The sequence below is a fragment of the Rhodanobacter aciditrophus genome (assembly GCF_050026795.1).
In the GTDB taxonomy this organism is placed as follows: domain Bacteria; phylum Pseudomonadota; class Gammaproteobacteria; order Xanthomonadales; family Rhodanobacteraceae; genus Rhodanobacter_A.
Genome location: NZ_JALBWP010000011.1, coordinates 779,545 through 796,303, shown reverse-complemented (window position 1 = coordinate 796,303; position 16,759 = coordinate 779,545). Strand labels below are relative to the sequence as shown.

Genomic DNA, 16,759 nt, shown 5'->3' with positions numbered 1-16,759 from the left:
AAGAATGAAATGCCCGCCATGAACTAAAAGTAATCCCCAAAAATCTTTGCTCCAAGCGCGGACCAATGGCTTGATTTGTACTTCTTGTAATTTGATGAACCGAAACCGGCAAGTCTGGCCTCATAGACCGATTGTGAGTAAAGACTCTTCTGGCTAATGAGGAGCCGCATGCAGACTAGAAATCCGTTAATGAGCGTCGGCGTCAGGTGGCGATCCTTGGGTTTATCGGCAAGCGCCCATCGCTCAGAGCCCAAGGCCTTGCGCGCAGCCAGCAAAAGAGCGTTTATCGATTTTACACAGAAATCAACGTAGTCGACCAACAGGTCGTCGTTAGCTCCCGCCCTGCCACCCTGTTGCTTCGCTAGAAGCTCATGCTTATTCGGGTCAGGCCAAGCTTCGAACAGGGAATCCTTGCTACCAACCTTCACCAGCGGCCTGAGGCCATAAGTAACGATCGAGGTCGTTCGTATCAACGTTGGCGGGTCGAAGTAATTGGTTTGCAGCATACCCTTCAACGCACCGCCAGCGTTAAGCCTCTCAATAACTCTTTTGGCAATAGCAATGTTGGAGCAGGGGCTCAAGATCAACTCAATACTTTGCTTAAGATCCGATTTCGCTTTTTTTTGTTTGTCGTTAATCTCCAAGAAGAGTTTAGCCTCGAACCGCTGACGCTCTACCTCACCGTAACTATCAGGGTAAATAATTCCGGTGACCAGAAGATTCTGGCGCGTCCGAAGCTTCTTGATTTTTGCTTCATACACGTCGACACCTTCGTGATAACAATAAACTCGATGCTGGCCGTCAACGATACCGATCACGTTTGAGGCCCTCGGAACTGCAACCGTCACGGGGCGAACTAACTTCGTTTCGTCCTCAGTTAAGTTTTTGCCGGAGACGTGAAGATCGTTGATCATCGTCGGACCCGGAAGCGTGACGATGATATTGTTAACAAATACCCGCTCCTGAGAGGTTAAGTATTTTCTCATTTCCGTCATGCGCCCCCGCATTAGGACACGTTGATACATACCTTCTGGATCGCGCCAACTGTCTCGGCGGAGCACGTACGACATTGAAAGCAGCGTGTTTGGGTCTGCGTAAAATGAGACGACTTTAAAACCAGGCGGGAAACTACTGAAATTCGCGGGCAATAGAAAGCCTCTGAACGCTTTAGTTTCGTTAGACGAATCTTTTATTTGATCGCCGATCTCCGTGTACGCGAGCCCCAAGAACGCAAAGAATTCGAATCGAGCACTTTTTTGTATGGTCTTCACCAGAGCATCGAAATACCTAAATGTGGTGAGATCTAAAAACCTGGTATCGCTGATACAGTTTACGACCTCTTCAGACATGGTCCGCTTTGAAAAATAGCACACCCTAACCCGGTATTCGGATGCGTCGAAATCGCCTTCATTGAACGCGTCCGCGAACTGAAGAAATGTATCGCATAGGAAAGACACCCACGCCTGTTGATTATTTACTATACGACTCCACAGAAGGTTCTTTTTTGCCGCATGCTCCGTTGATGGCTGCCCCACCGTGTATTCAGCAACTACAACGACATTTTCGTAGACAAAGATATCATCGAGCTCACCCGTTCTTCCCAAAAAAGTGAACTCTTTACCTTCAGTCTTTATGCGTCGAAAGCTGAGTCGCGTGAAAAGTCCAACGATGCCGCGGCTGAATTTGCGCTTCTCCAGTTCGTGGGGCGACAAGGAAGACTTATTTCTTTTCTTTTTTACAGGAGACTTCTGGGCTTTGGTATGTAGCTTCAGCGTGCTTGCCATGCTCATCCCCTGAAATGGTCTGGCTTACGGGCTACGGCTTCTGTTGGCTTCGGCTCGCGAATAGGCCGTTCTAACGGACGGACCTTTGCCCTGCCCTCTCTAGCGTCAACGATCCTTGCGCGAGCAGTTTCCACGTACGGCGCCTGGATTTCCGCACCCAAGAACCTTCGCCCTTCTATCGCAGCGGCAACACCGGTTGATCCGACGCCCATGAAAGGGTCGAAGACTAAACCAGATAAGGGGCAGACCGCACGAATAAATTTTTGAGGTAGCCCAACGGGGAATTGGCAGGGATGGTCGGTCTTCTCAATGTGACCGCCCTTTACATTGGGTATTTCCCATACGTCACCCGGGTTCTTACCCAGTGGGTTGCCACTCAACTCACCCTTCTTCGGGCCCTTGTAGTACCGTTTGCCAGGATATCTTTGTGGCACCCTAACTCCATCCAAGTTGAAATTCGAAGATCCCTTTGAATACCAAAGAATTAGCTCATGGCGACCGCTGAATCGGTTCTTAGCGTGCAGCCCGTGGGCAAATGCCCATACTATTCTGTTGCGCAGCCGCAAGCCCGGCATTCTGGTGAAGATGGAATGAGCTAGATAATCTAACGGCGTCAACTGTCTTCCGTCCGAGTGGTACCCAACCTGCCAGCAAATTGACCCCCCCGGCTTGAGCACCCGGATTAGATCTGGAACGATAGCTTCATGAGACAAAATGAAATCTTCGACGGAAGAGCTATCCTCATAAGACTTCCCCATGCAATATGGCGGGGATGAAAATATTAGATCGACACAGCCGTCCGGCAGCGCCTCAGCCAACCTAAATGCGTCACCAGAAAACAGGACGTCCAGCTCGACCTGTGCCGCTGAGGCAGCTTTGGCGGGTTTCTTATATACCTTCACGCGGTCCCCTGATATAGAAAAAGCGGCACCCAAGCAGGTTCTCATGATGGGCGTATGTGCTCACCCACCGGCCTACCGGCTAAACAAAACAGGGGTCAGAGTGCACTTTTCTTGCACTCGCCAGCTTGAGCAATTCTCCATCGCGGCTTGGTGACCGCAGGTGCTGGACACGATTTTCGCTATCTCAATCATCCGGCTTGCCCCTCACGCCAATCCCTTACGCCAATCCCCGAGCTTGCTCACGTTCCGAGCCACCGGCCGATGATAGGCCCGTTCGCCGTGGAAGTCAGGACCGTGGCCGGAGGCCTAAGCGATAAGGGGACGGAGGCAATTAAGCCACCCGCTTGCCATGCACCAGCTTCCCCGCACACTCCAACCGCCGGTGCAACGATCCCGCACTGAAATCTAGCCCGTTGGGCCAGGCCAGCGCAGCGAGCTCGATGCAGTGACGCGCGAAAAACGCGGGATCACGCAGCGATGCCGTCATGGGGGCGTTGGCATCAACAAACGGCGCAAAGTCGAACACGCCCGCCGCGCCATCGGAGAAGCGCAGTGCGCGTTGGTAGCCCTCTTTCGGCTCGACCTCGATCAGCTTGATCACCTTCGGCTCCCTGAACGTGGCTCATGGGCTGCGGAACCCGCGTGCGCAGGCCATTCTGCTCCAGGTTCTGCTGGCGGTCGAGTTGATGCTGCCTGACCCTCAGGCTCCATCGATCAAGTCGCGCCGTGCTGGAACGGCGTGCCAGCCCCGAGCTGGCACAGCAAGAGCTTCCCCCTCACCCCAACCCTCTCCCCCGGCGCAGCCGAGGGAGAGGGTGTTGTACTGCCCGGCGACGCGGCGCGACCCGAGGGCTTGGCGCGTTACATATTGCGCCGATACTCTCCACCCACGTCATACAGCGCGTGGCTGATCTGCCTCAGCGAGTGCGTCTTCACCGCCTCCATCAGCGCGTTGAACACGTTCTTGCGATCCCGCGCGGTGTTCTGCAGGTAGGCCAGGCCGTGCCCATGTCCTTCGACTCCGCTCGCCTGCGGCGAGCTACGCTCAGGGCGAACGGAGGTTTCTTCGTCGGTGGAGTCGGTGCCGTGCGCATGTGAGGTCTCACCTGCCGGCGCCAGCGCATTCCGCGCCTTCTGGAACGCCTGCACATTGGCGATCTGCTGGCCCTTCTCCTCTTCCGTGGAGCGGATCTGCTCGATCCCGGTGGCGATCTCGCCGCCGTGGTCCTTGGGCAGGACGGTGTTGACGCCGATCAGCGGCAGGCTGCTGTCGCGCCCCATGTCGTGTCGTATCACAGCAGTTCGCCCGGCTTGAACGAATAGCCGTGCCTCTTCCACCCCGAAGCGATGCCCATGTCGTAGCCGTAGACCAGGGTCACCACGACGACGTCCTCCTTCGCGATATCGGGGTCGCCCTTCGCCATCTGCTGTGCGATGCGCCTGGCCATGGCGTCGTCGTCGGTCAAGGGTGCATCCAGCCGCAACGCGGCCTGCAGGGAGTGGGTGGTATGGCCGTTGACGGACATCCAGCCTCGCTGGACTTGCGCCGTCATCACGTGCGGCTGGGTCGACAAGGTGCGGTACAGCGGCAGTATGCCGGCAAGGGCCTGCGACTTCGCGAATCGACTCGCCACGACGGGCGCGCTCAAGGCGATCACCGCGATCACCGCCAGCGCGACCAGATGCCCGCGCCACACGACGGGGAACGGCACCGGCTGCGCCGCGCGGTCGAAGCGCTCCACGTACGACCCCACGGCCAGGTCGTGCAGCGACTGCCGCGTGCGGCGGTTGAAGATGTACAGGTAGACGATGGCGAACATGCCGCCGAAGACGATGAGCGCCAGCAGATAGCCCAACGGCGACGACGTGGCCACGTCCGGATTGAGCGGCATGCCGTTGGCAAAGAAGGGAATGCCCAGCACCGCGTAGCGCAGCAGCGCGCGCGGCAGCGTGAGCAGCTGGCCGTGGGCGTCGACGACCCGGACGCCCAGCCAGCGCTTGCCCAGTGTCTGCCCGCCGCCCAGGCGGCTGTTCAGGATGCCGAAGTAGGCCAGCGCGATCGCAAAGCCGATCAGGCGCGCATAGAAGCCCATGCGCGCGAACGTGTCGAAAAACAGCGCCCCCAGCACAAAACCGACGATGCCGAGCAGCATCAGATCGACCACCAGGGCGCCCAAGCGGCGCCAGAAGCCGGCGACAGCGCGCTCCGGCCGACCTTCCCCCTGCTGTGTGTCCATGAACTCCCTCCCCTGAAGTCGGTGCATCTTGCTCCAAGAATTTTGTCGGGGCGAGATGCAGCGAGGCAAAAAGTGTCACTCGATCGTCAGGACGGCAGCGGGATCCGAAGCCGGCCCACCGCCGCTTCCGCTTGTCACCACTCAATTCCCCCCACCCACCTTCGTATTCCCGCCTCCCGCTCCCACAGCACTCCCGCTGCCCTGCGCCGGCCCCAGATTGGTCGCCAGGAATGCCAGCATGCGCGTATAGAAATCCTGCATGTCCGCCGGATCGCTGAGGCCGTGCCCCTCCCAGTCGTACTGGACGAACTCCGGCGGGTGCCCCGCCTTCTTCAGTGCGGAGCGCATGGCCAAGGCGTACCGGATCGGCACGCGGCCATCCAGCTCGCCATGCGCCAGCAGCACGGGCACCGTGATGGCGGAGGCGCGCGAAACGGGCGAGTCGGCGACCAGGGCGGCCTTGTCCGAGCCGAGCACCTCGTTGAGATAGTGCATGCCGTAGTCGCTGCGGTGGATGTCGCCCCAGCGGTAGAGCTTGCTGAGGTCGTACGGACCGGCCAGCCCGATCGCGCAGCGATAGAGCCCGGGCTCGCGCGCCACTCCCATGAGGGCAGCGTATCCACCGTAGCTCGCGCCGTAGATGCAGATCCTCTTCGGGTCCGCCACGCCCTGCGCGATGGCCCAGCGCGTGGCGTCGGTGACGTCGTTCTGCATGGCCATCCCCCACTGGCGATAGCCGAGCCGCATGAAAGGCAGGCCGAAGCCCGCCGAACCGCGGAAGTTCACCTGCAACACGCTGTAGCCATTCGCGGCCAACAGCTGGGCTTCCTGGTCGAAGTTCCAGTCGTCCGCAACGAAGTAGGGGCCGCCGTGGACGATCACCACCGTCGGCGCCGGGCCATTCACGCCCTGCGCGCGCGTGAGGAAGCCATGCAGGGTCAGCCCGTCCCTGGCCTTGAACTCGAAGGGCTCCATCGCGGCCATGCGGGCAGGATCCAGCCAGGGCCGGGCATGGAACAACAGCGAGGCCTTGTGCGTTACCCGGTCCAGCAGGTACCAGGTGCCGTCGTCCTTGTCGCTGTAGGTGAACACGACGATGGTGGAGCCGTCGGCGGTGCTGCTCGGCACGCTGACCACGTTGCCGGGAAAGGCCTTCACCAGCGCGCGATGCCACTTGGCGTCGTCGCTGTTCGGTGCCCAATAGCGCGCCTGCGGGCGGCCGGGGCCGAACCAGGCGCCGATGGGCTCCTGGCCGTCCATGGAGAAGATGATGCCGAGCGGGTCAGACACCGGGTCGCTCAGCAGCTCGGTGCGCTTGCCGCTGGCGAAGTCGTAGCTCTCGATGACGTCGGGCCCGTCGGTACGCTGGCGCTCCAGAAACGCGGTCTTGTTGTCGCGGGATATGCCGACCGGCACCTCGTCGACGTGCGTCGCGTCGCTGTCGTTGAGCGAGGACCATTGCCCGCTGTCGCTGCGCACGAAGAGCTGGCTGCGCGCCGTTTTGCTCCAGGCCCAGGCGAAGCGCACCACCCCGGCGTGGTCCACCATCATCGACGCGTCGCCCAAGGGGGCTACGGCCAGCTCCTGCCCCTTGTCCAGCCATTGGTCAATGTCCTCGCGCCACAAGCTGAAGCGGCATTCGTGGTCCTTGCTGAAATCCTTGCATTCCCGGATCAGGAAGTGGTGGTCGTCGCCGTGGATGGTGCCGAAGAAGTTCGCCGGCATGGGCAGCGGGTGCTTCTTGTGGATGTCCACCAGATAAAGAATGGGATCGAAGATGGGCGCGTGATACGGCCCCGTGTCGCGGTTCGCGGCGATCAGCAGGTGGTCGGACCCCATCCACGAAAGTCTCCCGAACTCTCCGTGGCCGCCCGTGCTGATCTGCGCGACCTGATGAAGATCCGAACGCCGCAGGATCGTGACCGTCGTGTCGCCGTCCTCGCGATGGGCAATGGCCAGCAAGGCCCCATCCGGCGATATCGCCACGCGCTCGTATTCGGGACGCCGCAACAGGTCCATGGTCGCCGGACCACTGCCTGCCGCGCAGGCGAACGACACCGACACCAGCCACCCCGCCAGCCAATAGCGCCACATCATGCATCCCCCTGATGCCATGAACCCCGAACTACCCCATAACGGGGAGAGGCCGTTGAGCCACCCTCAACGCCGGCACTCTCCCACGCCCCCGCCTTCCCTCGCCGGCCCCACCGGACACAACGCCCCCGCCGCTTCCATCAACCCATCGAGTCGTTCCGCAGTCGAACAGAGCGAAGTGTTCGCGTACTTCGGCCAGCTTGAGCTTTCCACGCCGGCAACAACCTGCAGGCTGCAGCGCAGCCGCAATTCATGCCACTCGCCTGTCATGCACCAGCTTCCCCGCATCTTCCAATCGCCGATACAGCGACCCCGCACTGAAATCCAGCCCATTGGGCCAAGCCAACGCGCCGAACCCGATGTAGTGCCGCGCGAAGAACGCAGGGTCGCGCAGCGGCATCGTCATGGGCGTATTCGCATCGACGAAGGGGGCGAAATCGAACAGTCCGGCCGCATCACCGGAGAAGCGCAGTGCGAGTAGGTAGCCGCCTTTCGGCTCGACCTCGATCAGCTTGATCACCTTCGGCTCCTTGAACGTGGCTCACGGGCTGCGGGGACTGCGCGCACGGGCCATTCTGCTCCTGGTCCCGCTGGTGGTCGAGGCACCACCGGCTGACCGGCGCGTTCCTGCCGCTGAGCCGGACCGCCGCAAGGGTGTGCCAGCGCCCGGCACCGGTACAGCAAGCCCCCCTCACCCCGGCCCTCTCCCCGGTGCAGCCGGGGAAAGGGTGTCGTATTGCCCGGCAACGCGGCGCGACTTGAGAGCCTTGGTGCGTTACATGTTGCGGCGGTACTTGCCGCCCACGTCAAACAGCGCGTGGCTGATTTGCCCGGCGAGCGGTACGCCGCTTCGATCAGCTGCTCATGCGGCAAGCCGCTCGATTTTCCCGATGGCCTTGCCCAGCACACGATGCGCCTCTTCCAGATCGTAGTCCGCCTGCAGTCCGAGCCAGAATCGCTCGCTTGTACCCAGGGCGGCGGCCAGGCGCACGGCCGTATCGGCGGTGACACCACGCTTGCCGAGCACGATCTCGTTGATGCGGCGCGGCGGCACGCCCGCGGCGCGCGCCAGCGCGTTCTGGCTGATGCCCATGGGAGCGAGGAACTCCTCAAGCAGCACTTCGCCGGGATGGATGTTGGGCAGGGTATTCATGGTCGACTCGTTTGCGTCAGTGGTAATCGACGATCTCCACGTCGTGGGCATCGCCATCGATCCAACGAAAACAGATGCGCCACTGGTCGTTGATGCGAATGCTGTACTGGCCCCTGCGGCTGCCCTTGAGCGCATCCAGACGATTGGCCGGCGGGATACGAAGATCCTCCAGCGAGGAAGCATTGTTGAGCATGCGCAGCTTGCGGCGGGACACAGGCTGGATGTCGGCAGGCAACCGCCGGGAAGGCACTCCGCCCCAGATCTTCTCCGCTTCCTTGTCGGCAAAGTTCCTGATCACGAAGAAACCATAACGCGCGCCGTCATATGACGCAAGTCGCCATAGCAAAAGCCCGCCAAACGGCGGGCCTTTGTTCATTCCATGGTCCGATGGCCTCACATGTTGCGGCGGTACTCACCACCCACGTCGTACAGCGCGTGGCTGATCTGCCCCAGCGAGTGCGTCTTCACCGCCTCCATCAGCGCATTGAACACGTTCTTGCGGTCGCGCGCGGTGTTCTGCAGGTAGGCCAGGCCGTGGTTGTCGTGCACCTGCGGCACGGGCGCGTCGGTGGAGTCGGTGCCGTGCGCATGCGAGGTCTCGCCGGTGGGCGCCAGCGCATTGCGCGCCTTCTGGAACGCCTGCACATTGGCGATCTGCTGGCCCTTCTCTTCTTCCGTGGAGCGGATCAGCTCGATCTCGGTGGCGATCTCGCCGCCGTGGTCCTTGGGCAGGAAGGTGTTGACGCCGATCAGCGGCAGGCTGCCGTCGTGCTTCTTGTGCTCGTAGTACAGGCTCTCTTCCTGGATCTTGCCGCGCTGGTACATGGTGTCCATGGCGCCGAGCACGCCGCCGCGTTCGCTGATGGCTTCGAACTCCTTGTAAACGGCCTCCTCCACCAGGTCGGTGAGCTCCTCGACCACGTAGCTGCCCTGCCAGGGGTTCTCGTTGAAGTTGAGCCCCAGCTCCTTGTTGATGATCATCTGGATCGCCACGGCGCGGCGCACGCTCTCTTCGGTCGGCGTGGTGATGGCCTCGTCGTAGGCGTTGGTGTGCAGGGAGTTGCAGTTGTCGAACAGTGCGTATAGCGCCTGCAGCGTGGTGCGGATGTCGTTGAACTGGATCTCCTGCGCGTGCAGGGATCGGCCACTCGTCTGGATGTGGTACTTCATCATCTGGCTGCGCGGGCTGGCGCCGTAACGCTCGCGCATGGCGCGGGCCCAGATGCGGCGGGCGACGCGGCCGATGACGGTGTACTCCGGGTCCATGCCGTTGGAAAAGAAGAACGACAGGTTGGGCGCGAAGTCGTCGATCTTCATGCCGCGCGCGAGGTAGTACTCCACGATGGTGAAGCCGTTGCTCAGGGTGAAGGCGAGCTGGCTGATCGGGTTCGCGCCGGCCTCGGCGATGTGGTAGCCGGAGATGGAGACCGAGTAGAAGTTGCGGACCTTGTGCTCCACGAAGTACTGCTGGATGTCGCCCATCATGCGCAGGGCGAACTCTGTGCTGAAGATGCAGGTGTTCTGCGCCTGGTCCTCCTTGAGGATGTCGGCCTGCACGGTGCCGCGCACGCTGCTGAGCGTCTCGGCCTTGATCTTCGCGTAGGTCTCCGCGTCCACCAGCTGGTCGCCGGTAACGCCCAGCAGGCCCAGGCCCAAACCTTCGTTACCCTTGGGCAGTTCGCCGGAGTACTGCGGACGGCCGTGGGGGTACATGGCGGCGATCTTCCTCTCGGCCTCTGCCCAGCGCGAGGGGTCGGCCTTGAGGTACTTCTCCACGTTCTGGTCGATCGCGGTGTTCATGAACATCGCGAGGATGATCGGCGCCGGGCCGTTGATGGTCATCGACACCGAGCTGGTGGGCGCGCTGAGGTCGAAGCCGGAGTACAGCTTCTTCATGTCGTCCAGCGTGGCGATGTTGACGCCGGAGTTGCCGATCTTGCCGTAGATGTCCGGGCGCGGCGCCGGGTCTTCGCCGTACAGCGTGACCGAGTCGAACGCGGTGGACAGGCGCGTGGCCGCGCCGCCCTGGCTGAGGTAATGGAAGCGGCGGTTGGTGCGCTCGGGCGTGCCCTCGCCCGCGAACATGCGGGTGGGATCTTCGCCGCTGCGGCGGTACGGGTACACGCCGCCGGTGTAGGGGTAGTGGCCGGGCAGGTTTTCCTTGCCGAGGAACACGAGCTGGTCGCCCCAGCTTTCGGTCTTGGGCGGCGCCACCTTGGGGATCTTCTGGTGGCTCAGCGACTCGCGGTAGTTCTCCACGCGGATGGTCTTGTCGCGCACCTTGTACTCGTTGACGTCCTTGGTCACCGACTCGCGCAGCGCCGGCCAGTCGCGCAGCAGGTGGATGGACTCGTGGCTGAGTTCCTTCAGGGCGGCGTTGTAGCGCTGGCGGAGCAGCAGCAGGGTGCGGTCGGCCACAGGCTCGTCATGCCGGCGCAGGCCGGCATCCAGTGCCTTTGCGTCGTGCGCTTCGCGCGAGTTATCCGACTGGATCCCGGCCTTCGCCGGGATGACGGCATCGTGCAAATCCTCGCCGTGGTACAGCTCCAGCGGCTTGGGCAGCTTGCCGTCACCCAGCTCCTTCAGTGACTCGTAGTAGTGCTGCGCCTTGCTGGCGGCTTCCGACTGGTGCGCGATGGAGGCGTTGATGCCGCGGCCCTGCTCGGCGATCTCGGCGAGGTAGCGCACGCGGCTGCCGGGGATCAGCACGGTGGCGCGCGGCTCCTTCAGCGAGGTGTCGACCTGCGGGGTCCACTTCTCGGCGGGAAGGTGCAGCTTGTCGCGCATCAGCCGGCACAGGTTGGCGAACATCCAGGTGACGCCGGGGTCGTTGAACTGGCTGGCGATGGTGGGGTACACCGGCACGTCTTCGTCGGCCACCTTGAACGCGGTGTGGTTGCGCTTCCACTGCTTGCGCACGTCGCGCAGCGCGTCCTCGGCGCCGCGGCGGTCGAACTTGTTGAGCACCACCAGCTCGGCGAAGTCGATCATGTCGATCTTCTCCAGCTGGCTGGCGGCGCCGTAGTCGCTGGTCATCACGTAGACCGGGAAATCCACCAGGTCGACGATCTCCGAATCGCTCTGGCCGATGCCGGCGGTTTCCACGATCACCAGGTCGTAGGGCTGCGCCTTGAGGAAGTCGATGCAGTCGTGCAGCACTTCGTTGGTGGCGGCGTGCTGGCGGCGCGTGGCCATGGAGCGCATGTAGACGCGGTGGCTGCGCAGCGCGTTCATGCGGATGCGGTCGCCCAGCAGCGCACCGCCGGAGCGGCGGCGGGTGGGGTCGATCGCCAGCACCGCGATGCGCATCTGCGGGAACGCGTGCAGGAAGCGCAGCAGCAGTTCGTCCACCACCGACGACTTGCCCGCGCCGCCGGTGCCGGTGAGGCCCAGCACGGGGGTGGCCTTGCCGGCCAGCTTCCACTGCTTGCGCAGGTGGTCGAGGTCGGCGGCGGAGAACCTGCCCTCCTCGATGGCGCTGAGCATGTGGCCGATGGAGATCTCGTCGTCCACGCTCACCTTGGAGGCGGCGGTGTCGGGCGCGCGCTGCGCGGCGGCACGGCCGGCGCGCTGCATCACGTCCTCGATCATCTCGGTGAGGCCGAGCTTCATGCCGTCGTTGGGGTGGTAGATGCGCTCCACGCCGTAGGCCTGCAGCTCCTTGATCTCTTCCGGCGTGATGGTGCCGCCGCCGCCGCCGAACACGCGGATGTGCCCGGCACCCTTCTCCTTCAGCATGTCCACCATGTACTTGAAGTACTCGACGTGGCCACCCTGGTACGACGACAGCGCGATGGCGTCGGCGTCCTCCTGCAATGCGGCGCGCACCACGTCCTCCACCGAGCGGTTGTGGCCCAGGTGGATCACCTCGGCGCCCTGGCTCTGGATGATCCGGCGCATGATGTTGATGGCCGCATCGTGGCCGTCGAACAGGCTGGCCGCGGTGACGAAGCGCAGCGGGGTGGTCTCGGCCTGGGGGGCGCCGGCGGGGACGTGCTTGGCGGGGGAACTCATGGCGACTCCGACATCGTGTGCTTGAACCGCACAATTCTAGTGGGGATCGCCGTGAAGGGCTTGCTGCAGCGCGTGTACCGGGGCGTATGGAGCGATGGCCGGCCGGTCGTCGACGCCGTCGCGGCCGACTTATCCGGGCCACGGTTTGCCCGCATACTGGACGCCGCAGCGGGGCGCCGTTGGTGCGCCCATCGAACGCAACCGGGGGGAAATCGCATGAAGAAGGCAATGCTGGGCGCACTGCTCACCGTGGCGGCGATGACCGCCCAGGCCGCGACCGACCAGGTCGTCGAAACTTCCGCGATCGTCAATGGCACCATCGTGCTGGCCAAGGACGGTGCGGTGCAGACTGCGGTCATCGACAACCCGGCCAAGTACGGCCAGCCCATCGCGGACTTCGTGCAGAAGGCCGCACTGCAGTGGCGCTTCAAGCCGGTGCTGCGCGGCGGCCAGCCCGTGGTGGCCAAGGCCAGCATGCATGCCCGCGTGGTGCTCACGCAGAAGCCCGATGGCAACTACGTCGCGCAGATCAAGGGGGTCTCGTTCGGCGACTACGACCCGAACGACACCAGTGCGCTGCGCGAGGGCAAAATGATTACTCCGTCCTATCCGCTGGAGGCGGTAGTAAGCCACGTGCAGGGCACGGTTTATTTGGCATTCCGTGTGGATCGCAGCGGCCATGTGGCCCAGGCCGTCGCCGAACAGGTCGACATTGACGGGCGAGGCCCGGAAGGCGTACTCCGCCATTACCGCGAGGTTTTGGCGCGATCGGCCCTCTTGGCGATTCGCGGGTGGACCTTCCTGCCGCCGACTACGGGAAAGCTGGCCAAAGAGGACAGCTGGACTGGCCGTATACCGGTTTCCTATCACTTGGGCACAAACCATTCTCAACCCGTGTGGCAAGCCTACGTCCCTGGGCCGTACACACCGGCCCCGTGGGTCGGCAAACCGGATGTAAGTGCAGCGGACGCCCTTGCCGGCGGCAGCCTGCAGACGGATGGCGCGGGCCCGACCCTGCTCTCTGCCGCATCCAAACACGGCTGACAGGCTGCAGAACCCTTACGTCGAATCGACTGACTTCAATGCAACTCAGGGGAAATCGCATGAAGAAGGCCATGCTCGCCACGCTTCTCGCCATGACGGCCATGGCCGCCCGAGCCAGCACGCTCAAGGACATCGAATCGTCCGCCGTGGTCAACGGAACCATCGTGCTGGCGAAGGACGGCACGGTCGAGGCCGCTGTGATCGACAACCCGGGCAAATACGGGCAGCCCATTGCGGACATGGTTCGCAAGGCCGCGCTGCAGTGGCGCTTCCACCCCGTGCTGCGCGACCACCAGCCGGTGGTCGCCAAGGCCAGCATGCATGTGCGGGTGGTGCTGAAGAAGATGCCCGACGGCAACTACAACGCCCGCATCAAGGGCGTCACGTTCGGTGACTACGATCCGAACGACACCGGTACGATGCGCGGCACCGCAGACAACAAGAAGATCATTCCACGCTACCCCAGAGCAGCGATCCGTGCCCGCGTGCAAGGAGAGGTGTACCTGGCGTTGCGCGTGGACCGCAGCGGCCACGTAACCGATGCCGTCGCCCAACAGGTCAACCTTGACAACATTGGGGCAGACAACCTGCTCAAGGAATACCGGAAGATCCTCGCCGATGCGGCCCTCAAGGCGGCACGCCATTGGACCTACACGATCCCCACCACGGGCAAGTTGGCCAAGCTGGACAGTTGGACCGTGCATGTCCCGGTCATCTTCAACCTGAGGGGAGGCGGCGTGACCGAGTTCAACAAGGTGTGGCGGACCTACGTCCCCGGCCCATACACGCCGGCCCCCTGGGTCGACAAACCCGATGTGGGCGCCGCCGACGCCATCGCGGAAGGTGGGCTGCAGACGGATGGTGCGGGCCCGACCCTGCTCCATGCATCCGGCAACCACGGCTGACGCGTAGCAAACCACTCTCGCATAACCGGGGCGCTTCCACATACGCGCCGGTGCCAGCCGGTCTATTTGGCATGCCAGCGGCCGTCGTCGCCCTTGGCGTAGCCCTGCTTCACCGCCGCCCACGCCACCTTGCGCGCCACTTCCTCGCGCGATTCGTCGCCGCGGCGCTTGTCCGGGTCGGCGTATTCCTCCCAGGCGTGGTTGAAGGCTTCCTTGTAGATCTCCTGGGCATGTTTCGGCAGGTGGTCGCGCACCGCATCGGGCAACTGGCTGAGGGTTTGGTAAGGCATGACGGCGCTCCGCAGGGACGGGCTGCCAGCTTGGGGGATGCGGGATAAAGCGGCCGTCAAGCGGCGGCGAATTTCACCTCCGCCGGCATGCGGCGTGCGGACCGAAGCACTCGACCCCAACCCTCCCCTGCCGGCGGGAGGGCGACCGCGGCTCGGCGCCGGTCGGTGGAATCAGCCGCCCAGCGTGTCGGTGGACGTCCAGGTGGGCACCCAGGTCTTGCCGCCATCCGTCGAGATGGCCCAGTCCTGCCGGCACGATTTCGCAGTGACGCCCGACCACACGTTGCGCACCAGCACGGTCTTGCCCTCGACCTCGTCCATGCCGACGAAGCTGCCCACGCCGTCCTTGAAGCCGCCCACCATCGGCTGGTCGAGCGTGCCGGACTTGCTGCTGGCGAAATAGACCCGCCACTGCTGCGTCTTGCGGTCGTACAGGCGCAGCGCGAGGTCCTCGACGTGGCCGCCAGGTCCATCGACTTCGAGCTGGCCGATGTTGGCCCAGTCGTCCCACAGGCGGTACACCGCATGCGTGCCGCCGAGGTTGCTCCACGCACCGGGCGAGGACAGGGGTTTCGACACCGCCCGGATGCGGGTCGTCCAGCGACCCATGTTGAAGTCGAAGTCGTGCTCGGGCCCGCTGCCCTGCGCATGGTGCACGTCGTAGTCGGGAGCCTTCTTCAGCCGGGTGAGCTGCGCAACGAAGCCGGTGATCCAGGTCTTGCCGCCGTCGGGGGAGGTGGCGATCTCGTAGTGGTAGGAATCCGGCGTGATGTTCGACCAGACGTCGCGCTGCAGGACCTTCTTGCCGTCGACCTCGGTCCAGGCGTGGAACACGCCGCGCCCGTTGGCGAACTCGCCGTACGAAGGCTCCTGCATGGTGCCGTCGCCGCTGCCGGCGAAGTGTTCGCTCCATTGCCCGGACTTCGGGTTGTAGAGGAACAGCGTCACTCCCTGGAAGTGGCCGCCGGTTCCCGCGGCCTCGATCTTCTCGATGTTGGCGCGTCCGTTCCACAAGGGTTGATCGATCACGGTGCCGTTGAATTCGGTCCATGCGCCGACGCCCGACGCGGTGACGTCGCGGCTCATGATGTGAGTACGCCAGGTGCCGAAGTGGAAATCGAAGGCGTGCTGCTGGTCGACACTCCGCGCCGCATCCGCGGCCGACGGCGTCGGCCAGGCCATCGTCGTGGCCAGGGCAAGCAGGCAGGTCCGCCAGATCGTCGTTGCGCGCATGGGGTTGGTCCTTCCGCGGGGAATGGGTGTCGACGTCAACGCACGTAGTTGACCGCGATGGCCGGGGTGAGCGAGCGCGTCGCGTTGTGCCCGCCCACGATCACGCGGGCGCCCAGCAGCACGCCGAGGTTCGCGCTGAAGTTGTATTCGATGGCAGGCGCGTAGCCGTAGGCGTCGCTGGAGCCGCCCTGCAGGTGCACGGGTACGGGCAAGGCATTCGCCGGATCGGCGGTGCCGTCGACGCGGGTGGCGGCGCCGTGGCTGCGGAACAGGTCCAGCGCCAGCACCCAGCGGCGGGTGAGGCTGTATTCGAACGAGGTGCCGATGTAGAACGCGTCGCCTGGCCGCGCGGTGCCGCGGAAACCGGGCGCGGTGCCGTAGACGCTGGCGCCGCTCACGTCGGCGTTGCCGCTGAACGTGCGGGTGAGGTTGAGCCGCACGCGCAGCAGGCGGCCGTTCGGCATCCAGAAATAGCTCTGCGCATTGAGGCCCAGCGTGGTGGCCCAGGCGCCGCCGCCCATGCCGTCGCTGGCGCGCGCCAGGCGGTCGTAGCGGCCGGTCGGCAGGGTCTCCTGCAGCTGCACGGCGAGCGTGGGCAGCCAGCTGCCCTCGTGGAAGCGGGTGAGCCGGTACTGCGCCTGCAGGATCTGGTCGCCGAGGCCGATGCCCGAGCTGTTCGGCCCGTTGCTGACGCGGTTGTAGCCGATGATGGGGATCAGCCCCACGGTGAGCCGGTCGGTGAGTCCGTACAGCACGTAGGCGCGCGAACCGAACGCGTCGGTGCCTTTCGAGGTGACGTCGTAGAGGTAGGGCTCGACCAGCACGTGCCCGCGCGGCAGCGTCTCGGCGGAATTGGCCAGCATCGGCCCGGTCCACCAGGCATCGTCCAGCGACTGCCGCGGCGGCCCGGCGTCCTGCGCGACGGCCGCGCCGATACCCGGCAGCACGGCGAGCAGCGCCGCGATGGCGCGCACCGTTCGCCGCAGCTTCGTCCCCCGTTCCCGCATGACCACCGACACCTCCGCCGCCTGCCTGTTATGGGCAGACTAGGCAAGCAAGTGGCTCGAACGAATAGCCACTTGGTGAGAACATGGCATGACCAC

14 protein-coding genes and 1 pseudogene are annotated in these 16,759 nt (G+C 63.7%); 2 read left to right on the top strand and 13 right to left on the bottom strand.

Annotated features, from left to right (window positions below; genetic code table 11):
• Positions 1 to 23: 23 nt before the first annotated feature.
• The 10 genes and pseudogenes from ACQGNW_RS12455 to ACQGNW_RS12410 all read right to left on the bottom strand — a co-directional run bounded on the left by ACQGNW_RS12455 (position 24) and on the right by ACQGNW_RS12410 (position 12,184).
• On the bottom strand, positions 24 to 1,784 hold the full coding sequence (locus tag ACQGNW_RS12455) for a DGQHR domain-containing protein (RefSeq protein ID WP_426663505.1): 1,761 nt from the start codon (positions 1,782 to 1,784) through the stop codon (positions 24 to 26).
• Between the two features lie 2 nt (positions 1,785 to 1,786).
• The gene (locus tag ACQGNW_RS12450) at positions 1,787 to 2,731 is read right to left on the bottom strand and encodes a DNA-methyltransferase (protein WP_426663504.1); all 945 of its coding nucleotides are present in this window, start codon (positions 2,729 to 2,731) and stop codon (positions 1,787 to 1,789) included.
• A gap of 286 nt (positions 2,732 to 3,017) precedes the next feature.
• Complete coding sequence (locus tag ACQGNW_RS12445) at positions 3,018 to 3,287, bottom strand: DUF2442 domain-containing protein (protein ID WP_426663503.1); 270 nt, start codon at positions 3,285 to 3,287, stop codon at positions 3,018 to 3,020.
• 260 nt (positions 3,288 to 3,547) lie between these two features.
• Positions 3,548 to 3,958 (bottom strand): annotated as a pseudogene (locus ACQGNW_RS12440) (methylmalonyl-CoA mutase family protein); the annotation flags it as partial.
• Between the two features lie 20 nt (positions 3,959 to 3,978).
• Entirely contained in the window at positions 3,979 to 4,923 is a 945-nt protein-coding gene (locus ACQGNW_RS12435; RefSeq protein ID WP_426663502.1) for an RDD family protein, read from the bottom strand.
• A 141-nt stretch (positions 4,924 to 5,064) separates the two neighbouring features.
• Positions 5,065 to 7,020 (bottom strand): alpha/beta hydrolase family protein, encoded by a 1,956-nt coding sequence (locus ACQGNW_RS12430; protein ID WP_426663501.1) that lies wholly within the window; start codon positions 7,018 to 7,020, stop codon positions 5,065 to 5,067.
• Positions 7,021 to 7,267: 247 nt separating this feature from the next.
• Positions 7,268 to 7,537 carry a DUF2442 domain-containing protein gene (locus ACQGNW_RS12425; RefSeq protein WP_426663500.1) on the bottom strand — a complete coding sequence of 90 codons (270 nt, stop codon included), beginning with the start codon at positions 7,535 to 7,537 and terminating at the stop codon, positions 7,268 to 7,270.
• 342 nt (positions 7,538 to 7,879) lie between these two features.
• Positions 7,880 to 8,170 carry a HigA family addiction module antitoxin gene (locus tag ACQGNW_RS12420; protein ID WP_426663499.1) on the bottom strand — a complete coding sequence of 97 codons (291 nt, stop codon included), beginning with the start codon at positions 8,168 to 8,170 and terminating at the stop codon, positions 7,880 to 7,882.
• A gap of 16 nt (positions 8,171 to 8,186) precedes the next feature.
• Positions 8,187 to 8,468, bottom strand: a complete 282-nt coding sequence (locus ACQGNW_RS12415; RefSeq protein ID WP_426663657.1) for a type II toxin-antitoxin system RelE/ParE family toxin — start codon at positions 8,466 to 8,468, stop codon at positions 8,187 to 8,189.
• A 95-nt stretch (positions 8,469 to 8,563) separates the two neighbouring features.
• Positions 8,564 to 12,184 carry a methylmalonyl-CoA mutase family protein gene (locus ACQGNW_RS12410; RefSeq protein WP_426663498.1) on the bottom strand — a complete coding sequence of 1,207 codons (3,621 nt, stop codon included), beginning with the start codon at positions 12,182 to 12,184 and terminating at the stop codon, positions 8,564 to 8,566.
• 216 nt (positions 12,185 to 12,400) lie between these two features.
• Between ACQGNW_RS12410 and ACQGNW_RS12405 the strand changes: the two genes are divergently transcribed.
• Entirely contained in the window at positions 12,401 to 13,228 is an 828-nt protein-coding gene (locus tag ACQGNW_RS12405; RefSeq protein WP_426663497.1) for an energy transducer TonB, read from the top strand.
• 59 nt (positions 13,229 to 13,287) lie between these two features.
• A complete protein-coding gene (locus tag ACQGNW_RS12400; protein ID WP_426663496.1) occupies positions 13,288 to 14,133 on the top strand; it encodes an energy transducer TonB in 846 nt (281 codons plus the stop codon).
• 62 nt (positions 14,134 to 14,195) lie between these two features.
• On the opposite strand, the gene chaB is transcribed toward ACQGNW_RS12400, so the two are convergent.
• The 3 genes from chaB to ACQGNW_RS12385 form a co-directional block, all read right to left on the bottom strand.
• Positions 14,196 to 14,423 carry a putative cation transport regulator ChaB gene (chaB, locus tag ACQGNW_RS12395; RefSeq protein WP_426663495.1) on the bottom strand — a complete coding sequence of 76 codons (228 nt, stop codon included), beginning with the start codon at positions 14,421 to 14,423 and terminating at the stop codon, positions 14,196 to 14,198.
• A gap of 171 nt (positions 14,424 to 14,594) precedes the next feature.
• The gene (locus ACQGNW_RS12390) at positions 14,595 to 15,656 is read right to left on the bottom strand and encodes a hypothetical protein (RefSeq protein ID WP_426663494.1); all 1,062 of its coding nucleotides are present in this window, start codon (positions 15,654 to 15,656) and stop codon (positions 14,595 to 14,597) included.
• A 35-nt stretch (positions 15,657 to 15,691) separates the two neighbouring features.
• Complete coding sequence (locus tag ACQGNW_RS12385) at positions 15,692 to 16,630, bottom strand: transporter (protein ID WP_426663493.1); 939 nt, start codon at positions 16,628 to 16,630, stop codon at positions 15,692 to 15,694.
• Between the last annotated feature and the right edge of the window lie 129 nt (positions 16,631 to 16,759).

What these genes read in the sequence shown, in the direction of transcription:
- ACQGNW_RS12455 (WP_426663505.1), bottom strand. Translation starts at nt 1,784, where the DNA reads ATGGCAAGCACGCTGAAGCTACATACCAAAGCCCAGAAGTCTCCTGTA.
- ACQGNW_RS12450 (WP_426663504.1), bottom strand. Translation starts at nt 2,731, where the DNA reads ATGAGAACCTGCTTGGGTGCCGCTTTTTCTATATCAGGGGACCGCGTG.
- ACQGNW_RS12435 (WP_426663502.1), bottom strand. Translation starts at nt 4,923, where the DNA reads ATGGACACACAGCAGGGGGAAGGTCGGCCGGAGCGCGCTGTCGCCGGC.
- ACQGNW_RS12430 (WP_426663501.1), bottom strand. Translation starts at nt 7,020, where the DNA reads ATGATGTGGCGCTATTGGCTGGCGGGGTGGCTGGTGTCGGTGTCGTTC.
- ACQGNW_RS12420 (WP_426663499.1), bottom strand. Translation starts at nt 8,170, where the DNA reads ATGAATACCCTGCCCAACATCCATCCCGGCGAAGTGCTGCTTGAGGAG.
- ACQGNW_RS12410 (WP_426663498.1), bottom strand. Translation starts at nt 12,184, where the DNA reads ATGAGTTCCCCCGCCAAGCACGTCCCCGCCGGCGCCCCCCAGGCCGAG.
- ACQGNW_RS12405 (WP_426663497.1), top strand. Translation starts at nt 12,401, where the DNA reads ATGAAGAAGGCAATGCTGGGCGCACTGCTCACCGTGGCGGCGATGACC.
- ACQGNW_RS12400 (WP_426663496.1), top strand. Translation starts at nt 13,288, where the DNA reads ATGAAGAAGGCCATGCTCGCCACGCTTCTCGCCATGACGGCCATGGCC.
- chaB (WP_426663495.1), bottom strand. Translation starts at nt 14,423, where the DNA reads ATGCCTTACCAAACCCTCAGCCAGTTGCCCGATGCGGTGCGCGACCAC.
- ACQGNW_RS12390 (WP_426663494.1), bottom strand. Translation starts at nt 15,656, where the DNA reads ATGCGCGCAACGACGATCTGGCGGACCTGCCTGCTTGCCCTGGCCACG.